The organism is Oscillochloris sp. ZM17-4, assembly GCF_019599295.1.
Lineage (GTDB): Bacteria > Chloroflexota > Chloroflexia > Chloroflexales > Chloroflexaceae > Oscillochloris.
Genome location: NZ_JAIEWN010000022.1, coordinates 49993 through 61631 on the forward strand (window position 1 = coordinate 49993; position 11639 = coordinate 61631).

Annotated in this window: 10 protein-coding genes and 1 pseudogene; 3 read left to right on the plus strand and 8 right to left on the minus strand. The window is 66.6% G+C overall.

The window, feature by feature from the left end:
* Positions 1–9: 9 nt before the first annotated feature.
* The 6 genes from K2Z83_RS16395 to K2Z83_RS16420 form a co-directional block, all read right to left on the minus strand.
* Entirely contained in the window at positions 10–1287 is a 1278-nt protein-coding gene (locus K2Z83_RS16395) for a pitrilysin family protein (protein ID WP_220596268.1), read from the minus strand.
* A gap of 196 nt (positions 1288–1483) precedes the next feature.
* Positions 1484–3001 (minus strand): GAF domain-containing protein, encoded by a 1518-nt coding sequence (locus tag K2Z83_RS16400; protein ID WP_220596269.1) that lies wholly within the window; start codon positions 2999–3001, stop codon positions 1484–1486.
* A 98-nt stretch (positions 3002–3099) separates the two neighbouring features.
* Positions 3100–4191 (minus strand): STAS domain-containing protein, encoded by a 1092-nt coding sequence (locus K2Z83_RS16405; protein WP_255604088.1) that lies wholly within the window; start codon positions 4189–4191, stop codon positions 3100–3102.
* A 90-nt stretch (positions 4192–4281) separates the two neighbouring features.
* A complete protein-coding gene (locus tag K2Z83_RS16410; RefSeq protein ID WP_220596270.1) occupies positions 4282–6234 on the minus strand; it encodes an alpha-amylase family glycosyl hydrolase in 1953 nt (650 codons plus the stop codon).
* 162 nt (positions 6235–6396) lie between these two features.
* A complete protein-coding gene (locus tag K2Z83_RS16415) occupies positions 6397–7152 on the minus strand; it encodes a MinD/ParA family protein (RefSeq protein ID WP_220596271.1) in 756 nt (251 codons plus the stop codon).
* 226 nt (positions 7153–7378) lie between these two features.
* A complete protein-coding gene (locus tag K2Z83_RS16420; protein WP_220596302.1) occupies positions 7379–7642 on the minus strand; it encodes an acyl-CoA-binding protein in 264 nt (87 codons plus the stop codon).
* Between the two features lie 153 nt (positions 7643–7795).
* On the opposite strand from K2Z83_RS16420, the gene K2Z83_RS16425 reads away from it, so the two are divergent.
* Both K2Z83_RS16425 and K2Z83_RS16430 read left to right on the plus strand, forming a co-directional pair.
* Positions 7796–9109, plus strand: coding sequence for a glycosyl hydrolase (locus K2Z83_RS16425; protein WP_255604090.1), 1314 nt, complete (start codon positions 7796–7798; stop codon positions 9107–9109).
* Between the two features lie 111 nt (positions 9110–9220).
* On the plus strand, positions 9221–9640 hold the full coding sequence (locus K2Z83_RS16430) for a hypothetical protein (RefSeq protein WP_220596272.1): 420 nt from the start codon (positions 9221–9223) through the stop codon (positions 9638–9640).
* A 92-nt stretch (positions 9641–9732) separates the two neighbouring features.
* On the opposite strand, the gene K2Z83_RS16435 is transcribed toward K2Z83_RS16430, so the two are convergent.
* Positions 9733–10218 carry a plastocyanin/azurin family copper-binding protein gene (locus K2Z83_RS16435; protein WP_220596273.1) on the minus strand — a complete coding sequence of 162 codons (486 nt, stop codon included), beginning with the start codon at positions 10216–10218 and terminating at the stop codon, positions 9733–9735.
* A 247-nt stretch (positions 10219–10465) separates the two neighbouring features.
* Here K2Z83_RS16435 and K2Z83_RS16440 point away from each other — a divergent pair, with 247 nt between their 5' ends.
* Positions 10466–10894, plus strand: a complete 429-nt coding sequence (locus K2Z83_RS16440; protein WP_220596274.1) for a CoA-binding protein — start codon at positions 10466–10468, stop codon at positions 10892–10894.
* Between the two features lie 143 nt (positions 10895–11037).
* Here the strand turns inward: K2Z83_RS16440 and K2Z83_RS16445 are convergent.
* Positions 11038–11639 (minus strand): annotated as a pseudogene (locus K2Z83_RS16445) (hypothetical protein); the annotation flags it as partial.

The following is an 11639-nucleotide window of genomic DNA, read 5'->3' on the forward strand; positions in this document are numbered from 1 at the left end:
TACGCGCTCCTACCACCCGGCCGCCACAATCGCCTCAAGCTCGCGGCGGTCCTCATCCTCATAGGGGCCAATCACCGCCAGGTGCAGGGCCTCGGTGCGCAGCAGGCGCCGGGCCACCTGGCGCACCTGCTCCGCCGTCACCGCCTCAACCTCGGCCACGACCCGCTCCACCGGGACCACCTGGCCGTAGCGCAGCAGGTGCGCGCCATTGCGCGAGGCCACCGACCATGTGTCCTCCAGCGAGAGCAGGATGCCGCCCTTCACCTGCTCCTTGATCATCGCCAGCTCATCGGCCGTCACCCCGTGGCGCAGCAGGTCACCCAGCATATCGCGGCAGATCACCAGGGCGTCGCGCATCGTCTCGGGCTCGACGCTGCCGTAGACCACCCACATGCCGGCGTCAGAGAGCTCGGTGTGGTAGGAGCCGACGCTGTAGGCCAGCGCATTCTCCTCGCGGAGCACCTGGAACAGCCGCGACGACATCCCGCCGCCGAGGATCGAGTCGAGCACCTGGAGCGCGCGCCGGTCCGGGTCGCTGTAGGAGAGGCCGGGCACGCCGAGGCAGAAGTTGCCCTGCTCGGCGTCGCGGGGCATCAGGCTCACATACGGGCCGCGGCAGGGCCGAGGGGCGGGCGGCGTGGCCGCAGGGAGGCCGGGGGGCAGTCGGGCGAAGGCCCGCCCGACGCTCGCGACCACCTGGGCGGCCGTGATCTTGCCGGCCACCGAGATCACCGTCGTGCTCGCGTTATAGTGGCGCTGGAAGAAGCGCGTCAGATCGGCGCGGCCGATGGCGGCCACCGTCTCCGCGCTGCCGGCGATATCGCGGCCGAGGGGCTGCGCGCCCCACATGGCCCGCTGGAGCTGCTCGTGAACCCAGTCGCTCGGCGAGTCCTGCAGGCCGCGGATCTCCTCGATGATCACGCGGCGCTCCTTCTCAAGCTCGTGCAGATCGAAGGTCGGGCAGGTCAGCATCTCGGCCAGCACCTCCACCGCGCGGTCGAAGTGGATGGTGGCCACCTTAGCCCAGTAGACCGTCGACTCGTACGAGGTCGAGGCGTTCAGGATACCGCCCACCCCCTCGACCGCCGCAGAGATCTGGCGGGCCGTCGGGAAGCGTGAGGTACCCTTAAAGCACATATGCTCAATAAAGTGGGCCGCCCCGCCGTAGGCCTCGTGCTCATGGCGCGCCCCGGCGCCGACGAAGCAGCCGATCGAGACCGAGTAGGTGTGTGGCAGCTCCTCGACCAGGATGCGCAGCCCGGAGGGGGTCGTAATCAGATCTGGCATAGGATATAGGATACCATAGCCAGTAGGAACATGGGGTGTGACGTAAACTCTTGCATGCGGGCGGGCGGCTGAAGTCGCGCCGGCGGGGCGCGTTGCGCCGGGCGTCGGCCGGCGCCGACGCCGGATCGCGGTCGGCCGCAGGCCCCCGCGACGCGGCCTCAGCCACCAGCGACGTTGCACATGCCCTGCGCACGACCTAGCCCGTCATGATCCAGAACTCCAGGTGCTGCTCAACCCGATGGGCCTCGCCATCCACCGGCGAGCGCCTCACGGTGAAGGTGCGCGCGCTCGGCGGGTCGCCGATTCGCACCGTCATCTGCTGGTGGCCCGCCTCCTGGCCCGGCATCAGCGTGACCTGCACGTGTGGCTGGCGCTCAAGCAGCTGCCAGACATGCGCGTAGCTCTGGCCGACAAGATCACGCGGGTGGAGGCCGACGATCTTCGCGCAGAAGAACTGGTTGGCGGCCAGCAGGGTCTCGTCCGAATCCAGCAGGATCACGCCATCGGGCAGGCTATCGAAGACCACGCGCAGGGCATCGCGCGAGCCCTGCATCTGACGGGTGCGCTGCTCAACCAGTCGCTCAAGGGCGGAGGCCTGGCCGGTGAGCCGGCCCACCAGCTGCACGTTGGCGCAGGCCGCCGCGACGATATGGGTGAACACCGTGAGCAGCGACCAGAGGGTGGCCGAGAAGCCGCACTTGCCGTCGTGGACCAGCACAAAGCTGCCGATCATAAGCCCGTGGTGGGTCAGCGGCAGAGCCACGCATGTCATATCGGGCACCGGGGCCGTGGTGACAATGCGCTGGCCGGCCCAGGCCATCTGGGCGGCCCCTCCGGCGAGATCAGCCGACCCCGCCCACTCGGCGGCGGGGCCGGGCAGCACCGGGTGCAGAGTCGCCTCAGTGCCATAATCATCGCCATCGATCAAGAACAGAATGCCCCATCGGGCGCCGAAGACGGCCGCGCCCTTCTCGTTCAGCATCGCCGCGAGCTCGGCGAGGCTGCGCTCGGCGGAGAGAAACTGGGTCATCACCAGCAGAGTCATCGCCTGATCGCGGCGCACCCGCTCGCTGGCCTGGTAGCGCGCCGCGCTCAGCGCCACGCCGAGCTGGGCGGAAACTCCCTCAAGCATGATCAGGTCGTGGCTGCTGAAGGCGTTGACGGCGGGCCGGTGGGCGGTGAGCACGCCAAGGGTGACGTTCGCCTGGCGGATCGGGATCACGATCACGCTGCCGCTGCGGTGCTGCTCACTAAACTGGAGCCAGCGCCGGTCGCGCGCGACATCCATGAGGGCCACGCTGCTGCCGTGGCGCACCACCCATCCGGCCAGTCCCTTCTCAACCACCTCGCGGGCGAGATCGGGCGCGATCGGCTGCACGCCGCCCTCGATAGCCGTCGAGGCCAGCTCGATCTGCCTCCCCGGCCCCACGAGGATGATGCTCGCGCCGGCCACCAGGTGCGCCGCAAGGGCGCGCAGCGTCTGCTCCACGATCTGCTCGATGCCGATCACCTCGCGGAACTCGATCGCCAGCTGGGTGAGCAGCGATATGCGCCGCAGCTGATCGTCGAGCAGGCTCTGGGACGCCGAGGGCAGCTGCCCAAGCTCAGCCCGCAGCTGCGCATTCTCGGCCCGCAGCTCGCTCACCAGCCGGGCCAGATCGGCGGAGGCCAGCTTTGCGAGGTCGTCGGGGAATGGGGGGAGTGTGGTCGGCATCGCCTCTACCTCTCTACGATTGCAGATTGCAGATTGCAGATTGCAGATTGCAGATCGAGTATCGTAGCCTCACCTGCAATCGGCAATCTGCAATGGCGCTAGCGCAGCGCGCTCTGGAGATCCGCGTAGGTGCGCATCCCAGAGAGATCAAGCCCCAGGCCGACGATCGACTGGGCCACCTCGGGCCGCACGCCCACCAGGGCCACCTCGGAGCCGAGCAGCCGCGCCGCCTGGAGCGTGCGGATGAGCCCCTGGGCCACGTAGCTATCGATCAGGGGCACGCCGGTGATGTCGAGCAGCAGGCGGCGGGCCGATGAGCGCTCGATCGCCTCCAGGGCGCGGTCCTGCACGATCAGCAGGCGCTCGCCGTCGAGCGAGCCGACCAGCGGCATCACCAGGGTCGTCGCGCTGATCGGCAGGACCGGCACGCTCAGCTCGCGGATCGCCTGCTGCTGGCGGATGTTCTCGGCCAGCAGGCGATCCTGATCGGCGGCGCGCACCTCCAGGGAGCCGAGGGCCATCTCCAGGTCGGCGGTGCGCTCGCGCACCGTCGACTCCAGGCGGCGCGAGATCGACTCCAGCTCGCGCTCGCGGGCGCGCTGGGCCGCCAGGGCGTCGCGCATAATCGCGCCGATCCGATCAACAAACAGCCCGATCAGGCAGGCGATCACCGCGAAGCTGATGATCGTCGAGGCGAGGTTGGGCGCCTGGGCGGAGGCGAAGCCGGCGCCGGGCGCGCCGGCGCGCTCCAGGATCACGGCCGCGCTCACGCCCGCCACGCTCACGGCCAGCACCAGCACGAGGCCGCGGCGCCCGGCGATCATGCCCGCCATCGTGATCGGCAGGCCGAAGGCGAACATCGTCAGCGCCCCCTGCGCAAGGGTGTTCCCGTAGAGCATCAGGCTGAGCAGCAGGGCCAGCGCGACCGAGAGCAGCAGCACCGACTGCTGGGCGCGGCCGGAGCGCAGCTGCGCCAGGGCCACGGCGGCGACGGCCGCGATCATCGCGACGAGCGCCGCGATGATCGCCTGCCCAGACAGGGCCATAGGCGCGAAGAAGGGGAACGGCGCAAGCAGGAGCGCTCCGGCCAGGATGCTGATCTCAACTACCTGGATCAGCGCCGCCTGCCGCCGCTCCAGGCCATCAGGGTAAGGGAGTTGATCGAGCCAGCTGCGAAATCGTTGCCACATTGCCCTGGCCTCCACGCGGGTTCATAGGCCTGCGATCACAGGGCATAGTATAGCATGTAGCACAGCGGAGCTATAGCGACACAGCAGCCCCTACCCCTGCGCCTCCAGCCAGACAAACTGGTAGGGCGACAGGGGCAGCACCTCGCCGGCGCTCACGCTCACGCCGGTGTTCAGGTCGGTGAAGCGGTAGCCCATCCCGTAGAGCCGCAGGCGGTTCGCGCTCAGGCTCTGGGGGTACTCGCTGAAGTTCGCCACCAGCAGCAGGCGCTGCCCCTCGTGCTGCCGGATGTAGCCGAGCAGGTGCGGGCTGCCGGTGTCGATCACCGACAGGTCGCCGCCGGCCAGGGCGGGCTGCCCCTTGCGCAGGGCGATCAGCCGCAGCAGCTCGTTGTAGACGTAGCCCTCGGGCCGGGCCATATCATTCCAGCCCGCCCCCTCCCACTGGAAGGGCACCCGGTGGACCCAGCGGCTATCGTCGGCCTTGGCGGGCACATTCACATAGCCGTAGTCGTTGAGCGTGGCCACCTCATCGCCGATGTAGATCAGCGGGATGCCGCCGACGCTCAGGATCACGCTGTGCAGCAGCAGGATGCGCCGGATCGCCAGGTCGATCAGGATCGAGTTATGCTCCTGGACGCCCTGCTCAAGCCCGGCCAGCGAGGCCAGCGTGCCCGACACGCGGGAGTCGCCCGTCTCCGGGTTGGACTGGAAGGGCACCCCGCGGGCGAAGGAGCCAGGGAACTCGCCGGTGTAGAAGGCGTTGAGGAAGCGCCGGTGGCCGTAGGGGTCAACCCCCACCAGCCGGGCGTCCTCATCGTCGAACGTCCAGCCGATATCGTCGTGGCAGCGCAGATAGTTCACCCAGGCGCAGCCGTCGGCGATCTTCCAGCGGGTGCGCAGCGAGTGAGACAGCAGCTTCACCTCGCGGGTGGCCAGCGCCTCCCAGCAGAGCGACATCAGCAGCGGGTTGTACGAGAGCTGGCTCTCGCCCATGCCGATGTACTTCACCACCTCGTCCGGGTGGACGATCGCCTCGGACTTGAAGAGCAGGGCCGGGGCGGCGACGCGGGCCAGGGCGTTATAGGCCTGGATCACCAGGTGCGCCTCGGGCAGGTTCTCACAGGTGGTGCCCAGGCGCTTCCAGATGAAGGCCACCGCGTCGAGGCGCAGCACCTCCACCCCGCTGTTCGCCAGGAAGAGCATCTCGGACGCCATCGCCCGGAACACCTCGGGGTTGCGGTAGTTCAGGTCCCACTGGAAGCTATTGAAGGTCGTCCAGATCCAGCGATGCATCCCCTCGTCCCAGGTGAAGTTGCCGCGCCGCACGGTGGGAAAGATCTCGCGCAGGGTGGCGTCGTACTGGTCGGGGATGCTGCGGTCGGGGTAGATGAGGTAAAAATCCTCGTAGTCGCGCTCGCCGGCCCGGGCGCGCCGCGCCCACTCGTGCTCGTCGGAGGTGTGGTTGAAGACGAAGTCGACCACCAGGCTGACCCCATCGGCGCGCAGGGTCGCCGCCAGATCGGACAGCTCCCTCATTGTGCCGAGCGACGGGCTGACGGTGCGGTAGCTGCTCACCGCGTAGCCGCCGTCGTTATTGCCGGCCGGCGCGTCGAAGAGCGGCATCAGGTGCAGGTAGGTGATGCCGAGCTGCTTGAGGTAGGGCAGGTGCTCCCGCACCCCGGCCAGGTTGCCGGCGAACAGATCCACATAGAGCACCGCGCCGACCATGCGCTGCGAGTGGAACCACCCGGGGTCGGCCTCGCGGCGCGCGTCGAGGTCGCGCAGCGACTGCGGGCGGGCGAACCACGAGCGCGCCGCCAGCGCCAGGATCTGCTCGAGGTGGTAGAAGAAATCATACTCGGAGCCGTACAGCTGTATCAGCAGGCCAAAGAGCCGCTCCCACTCCCGCGTGAGCCGGGCCTCAAAGGCGCGCCACGCAGCCGGGTCGGAGTCCGCGTCGTCATTGAATGTGCTGCGCACACGCGGCAGCAGGCGGGCGATGCCGCGCCTCGCGCGCTCACTGATCCAGTCGGTGTCGCTCATAATGCCCCATTGCAGGAATCGGAACCGGTTCCACCATTATAACGGCAAAAATGCCGAAGGGTGGCGGGGATGCGGCAGAGCTTCGCGCTCCCACACAGAAACTGATAGTGCTGCGGCGCGGCTACGCCGCGCCGCAGCACTATCTACACACCACCCCTGCGATCACCCCATCAGCCTGGCGGACACCTGGCGGTAGGCGGCGGTGACCGGGTGGTCCGGGTAGCGCAGCGCGAAGACCCCGGCGCTGGCCAGGGTCATCAGCTCATCCGAGTGCGGGATGACAGCGGCGACCGGGCATTCGTAGATCTCCTCCATACGTCGGCCAACCTCCGCCAGGTCGTAGGTCTGCGGCACCTTGTTGACCATCAGCAGCAGGCGGGGGACCTCCAGCTTGCGGGCGACCTCGACCGTCACACCGGTGCCCTGGTAGTCCTGCTGGTCGGGGCGCAGGATGATCAGGAGGGCGTCGGAGATCGCGATCGAGAGCAGGGTCTCCTCGTTCAGGCCGGGGTGCGTGTCGATCATCAGCACATCGAGGTCGAGGGTCTCGATCAGGCGCTGGAATCCATCGTTGAGCAGTCCAGGGTCATAGCCATCGCGCAGGACACGGGCGATCTCGCCGGCCTTGATGCTTGAGGGTATCAGGAAGATCTTCCCGCTGATCGGCTGCTCCAGGCTCGCCGTGACATCGTGGGCCGCATCCTCGATCTCGCAATCGCCCCAGAGGTAGTCGTTGAGCGAGCGCGTGATGTGGGCGTCGTCGAGCCCAAAGAGCACGTGGATGCCGGGGGACTGGATATCGGTGTCGATCACGCCCACGCGGTAGCCCTGCGAGGCGAGCAGCGCGGTGATGTTCGCGGTCGTGTTGGACTTGCCGGTGCCGCCGCGAAATGAGTGAATCGAGATGATCCTCGCCATAGAGAGGCTCCTCGCCGCCCTGATAGTGGCCACGTTGGCTTTCGATAACAGAGCTATGCTACCAGGATACGATGAAGAACATATTACAGCACCTGCCCGTGCAGGGCCAGGACATGGAGGGCTGCCGTCCTGAACACCCGTGTTGCGTTGGGGGAATGTGCCGGCTTCGCCGGCACATTCCCCCAACGCAACCGAACATTCTGCCACGTCCCCGCTGGTGGCGGGGCTACGCAGCGCCCTTCAGCTGCTCGACGAGCGCGATATAGTCGGACATCGCCTGATCGGAGGCCGTGCCCTTCAGCTTCGCCCAGGTGTCGTACTTCAGGCGGCCAGCCATATCGAGGACGCCGGGGCGCGCGCCGCTGACATCGCCCGCCGTGGCCTGCTTGTACAGCCCGTAGAGCTTGAGCAGCACATCGTTCTCCGGGCGCTTCGGCAGCTGCTGGACATCCTGGGCGGCCTGTGCGAACCGGGCGCTAAGATCGCTCATCATCGTCCTCCTTCTATTCAACCCGCCGACCGGCGCCGGAGGGGCATCAGATCTGATAGGCAGATGGTAGCACTGATCGCACACTTCCGCGCAGACGGGAATGGGCCGGGGCTGCCGTTTATCTCTGTGCAGGTAAGCATCACGGGAGCTAGTATGTCACATAAACTTCGCACGGCCATCCTGGCCGCATGCGTCTGCATGACGCTGATCGGCGCCACACAGAGCGGGGCGACGGGCGCGGCCACAGCGCCCGCACAGGCGATCAACCCGGAGCTGATGGGGATGGTGATCCGCGACCCATGGTACGACTTCGGCACCTACCCAGGCCTCCCCAACGAGCCAAATCGGGTGGCCCAGGAGCGCATGGGACAGATCCTGGAGGAGACGGGGGTGCACTGGGTGCGACTAGAGTTCTTCGTCGAGGGCGATGGTGCAGACGCCCTCGACCGCACCTTCCAGCGCTACGATTTCTTCATCAACGAGGTGGCCCCGCGCCACGGGCTGAAGGTGCTGGGGCTGCTGGGATTCGGGGTGGTCCGTGAGACCGGCCCGCTCGACCCCGACAACGGTATCGAGGTAAGCGATTTCCAAACCGACCCGCTCTATGGCGGCGCGGTCAACCCCTATATGAAGCGCTGGCTGGATCGAGCGCTCGGCATCGCCACGCACTACGAGGGCGCGGTGGAGGCCTACGAGATCCTGAACGAGCAGAACCGCATGCCCCCCGAGGGGAAGGCGGTGCCCGCCTCCCTGGCGGCGCGGCTGCACACGAAGTTCTACCGCCTGTTCAAAAATGCCGACAATGCGGCCTGGCGCGACAGCGTGCAGGTGATCGTGGGCGGCCTGCACCCGAAGGGCACCCTGGAGCAGGGCCAGCCGGGCTATCTGAGCGACGCTGACTACCTGCGGCAGCTCTACGGCTACAGCCTGAAGACCGGCCTGCCCGTCGCGAGCGAGCCGTTCCAGGAGTACCGCAAGACCTATGGCAGCTACCCGCTCGACGGCCTCGGCTATCACCCCTACCCCGAGGAGATCCGGCTCAGCCTTCAGGCTGACTCCGACCTGATCGATGATCGGCTGACTAGCATCCGTAGCACGCTCGCCGCCGTGCAGGATCCCGCCCGCCGCTACTGGATCACTGAGATCGGCTATAACACAGCCTTCAGGCAGCAGAATGAGGCCGGACAGGCCGCCTTCTTACGGGCCGTCTACACCCGCCTGGCCGCACGCGGCGATGTCGCGCGGATCTTCTGGTTCAAGTACGAGGACTTCCCGCCGGCCGATGGGGCCAACGCGCAGCGCTGGGGGATCGTACTGATCCCGTTTACCGCCAGCGCGGCCTGCCCAGGCGACGCCTGCTACGAGGTGACAGGGGAGCCCACCTCACGACGCCTCTCATTCCTCGTGTACCGCGAGCTTGCGGGGCTCCCTGTCTACCATGTGAGTCTGCCGTTTGCGGCGCGCTAGCCGCGCTGCAAACTCACCCCCAGGGGGAAGGGAAATCCCCCTATCACAAGAAGTTAAGAGAGTGCTATAATGTTGACGTATGACAACTAGGCATCATGAGAGAGGCAGCATATGGAAAGCATAGCAGCTACCAGGCTTGCCGACCAACTCAGGAGCCACCAGCAAGAGCTCTGTAACGAGGTAGCATCCCGGCTGCTTGTTGCCTACCCTGAGCTCAAGCGCAGCCTGCGGCTCGAAGAGAACTATCTGCCAATCACCCGGCTCTCAGAGGTCGCAGTGGAGCGGCTGAATGAACTGGTGAGGGCCGTGCTGATCTTTGAGCTTCCCTCACTCGCTGATCAGGAGCTTCTCTGGGCGCATGGTGTCCTGCCCCGCAATGGCGTGACGGCGGAGCATCAGTCGAGCATGGTGTCCTGGTTTTTTGAGGAGGTGCGGAAGCTTCCGATCAGCGCGGCGGAGATAGCCATCACGCGCGAGATCGAGCAGTACTTCCTGGTCCAGATACGCCACCCTCACCACAAGAGCTCATGAGATCTGTGGCGACACAAGCCAGTTATAGACGGCAACGAAGCCCCACTCGTGACGAGTGGGGCTTCGTTATGGCTCAACCGCGACCGGCATCACTAGTTGACGGTCAGGACACCCTTCATCAGCGGGTAGTGGCCGGGGACGGTGCAGAAGAAGGTGTATGTGCCGGGGGCCGGGGCGGTGAAGGTGACCTCAACCGTCTGGCCGGCGTTGGCCAGGGTGGTGTTGGCAATGATGTTAGCCGGGTCGGTGGGCAGGTAGTTCTTATCGGCGCCGGCGACGAGACCCTCGGTAGCGATCTTCTGCGCCACATCATCGCCGCCCCTCGCCAGCACCCAGTTGTGCTGCTGGGCCGCCGAGTTGTCGGTGAACTTGACCGTCACCTGCTGGCCCGAGGAGACGCTCAGCTCCGTCTTATCGAAGGCGAGGTTCTCGCCCGCCGAGCCAAGCTCCAGGGTCACAGGGCCGGTACCGCCCGAGCTCGCGGCCGGAGTGGAGGTGCTACTGCCACCGCAGGCAGTGAGCAGCAGCGATACACCAAGGACGGCGGAGAGCAGAAACAGCCGAAGATGCGTCTTCATCGAACCCTTCCTTTGCCTCTAGACACAGAGATGTGTAATTTGTCACGAAGAACTGAGACAAGCTCATTTATAGCACCAACCCTCGCATTGTCAAGTCTCGGCTATCGCAGGCGGAATGATCGGAGACGGGACCTATCACACATGTCAGCACGAGTCTGACCATTCGTCATCAAACGTTTATATCCACAGGGAATGGCACCTATAACATGTGATATAGGTGTTGAGCACATGTAAGGAGTGTCACGCAATGATGTCTGAGAATGAGATTCGCAATCTGCTGAAGGATGCACGGACGATCGCGGTTGTTGGGATGAGCGACGACCCCGAGCGGGACTCGAACGGCGTCGCGCGGTTCCTCAAGCGCAACGGGTACGATATTATCCCGGTGAACCCAAACCTGAGCGGCCTGATCATCGACGAGCGGCCATACGGCTCGCTGCGCGACATTACGCAGCCCGTGGATGTGGTGGTGATCTTCCGCCGCTCCGAGTTCGTGCCGGAGATCGTGGAGGATGCCATCGCCATCGGCGCGCGCGCGATCTGGATGCAGCTCGGGGTGATCAACAAGGCGGCGGCGGATCGGGCACAGCAGGCCGGGCTGCTGGTGGCGATGGATCGCTGTATGGCGATCGAGCACCGCCGGCTCATGCGCGATGCAGCGACGATCCATGCGTAGGCCCATCGTGGCGCGGGCAGCACATGCCGGCGCAACGGCAAAAGGGGTGTGCGTCAGGCTCCCAGCCTGATGCACACCCCCTTTTTGTAGCGGAGCGATGTCGGTAGGCTGTGGTGACAGAGCCACCACAGCCGTGCCGGCGACTACTCTTTTTCCTCGCTTGTAGATCGAGGGCGGATCTGGAAGTTCGGACGCCCACTGGGGCGGGTGCGGAACACGCCACGGCTGCGCGTCACGCTGGGGTTGCGCGCCGGTGCGGACGCATCACGCGGTCGCGGGTCAGTCCGCTCGCGCTGCTCAGGGGCCGGTCGCTCCTCGGGCCGACCGCGATCGGCGGCGCCGACTCGCTCGTCGCGCCCGGGGCGCTCCTGGGTGCGAGGGCGATCATTGCGCGGCGCGGGCGCTGAGTCACGGCCCGGGCGATTCTCGTAGTCGGGGCGGCGTGGGCGCGAATCGCGATTCTCGCCGTAGTCCCGCCCGCGGCTCGTGGAGCCTTCCGACTCGCTACGACCACGGTCACTGCGGAAGGGGCTATATCCCTCACGCATCGGCCTGCCCTGGCCCTCGTCGCGACGCGGGGCATACCCGCTCCCGCCGCTGCTCCCGCCGCTGCGTCCGCCCTGGTCCTCGTCGCGACGCTGGCCGTACACACCGCCGTTCCGAGATCGCTGGCCCTCGTCACGACGCGGGCCGCTGCTGTAGCCGCCACGCCCGCCCTGGCCCTCGTCACGACGCGGGCCGCCGC

What these genes read in the sequence shown, in the direction of transcription:
- K2Z83_RS16410 (WP_220596270.1), bottom strand. Translation starts at nt 6,234, where the DNA reads ATGAGCGACACCGACTGGATCAGTGAGCGCGCGAGGCGCGGCATCGCC.
- K2Z83_RS16425 (WP_255604090.1), top strand. Translation starts at nt 7,796, where the DNA reads ATGTCACATAAACTTCGCACGGCCATCCTGGCCGCATGCGTCTGCATG.
- K2Z83_RS16440 (WP_220596274.1), top strand. Translation starts at nt 10,466, where the DNA reads ATGATGTCTGAGAATGAGATTCGCAATCTGCTGAAGGATGCACGGACG.
- K2Z83_RS16400 (WP_220596269.1), bottom strand. Translation starts at nt 3,001, where the DNA reads ATGCCGACCACACTCCCCCCATTCCCCGACGACCTCGCAAAGCTGGCC.
- K2Z83_RS16435 (WP_220596273.1), bottom strand. Translation starts at nt 10,218, where the DNA reads ATGAAGACGCATCTTCGGCTGTTTCTGCTCTCCGCCGTCCTTGGTGTA.
- K2Z83_RS16405 (WP_255604088.1), bottom strand. Translation starts at nt 4,191, where the DNA reads ATGTGGCAACGATTTCGCAGCTGGCTCGATCAACTCCCTTACCCTGAT.
- K2Z83_RS16415 (WP_220596271.1), bottom strand. Translation starts at nt 7,152, where the DNA reads ATGGCGAGGATCATCTCGATTCACTCATTTCGCGGCGGCACCGGCAAG.
- K2Z83_RS16420 (WP_220596302.1), bottom strand. Translation starts at nt 7,642, where the DNA reads ATGAGCGATCTTAGCGCCCGGTTCGCACAGGCCGCCCAGGATGTCCAG.
- K2Z83_RS16395 (WP_220596268.1), bottom strand. Translation starts at nt 1,287, where the DNA reads ATGCCAGATCTGATTACGACCCCCTCCGGGCTGCGCATCCTGGTCGAG.
- K2Z83_RS16430 (WP_220596272.1), top strand. Translation starts at nt 9,221, where the DNA reads ATGGAAAGCATAGCAGCTACCAGGCTTGCCGACCAACTCAGGAGCCAC.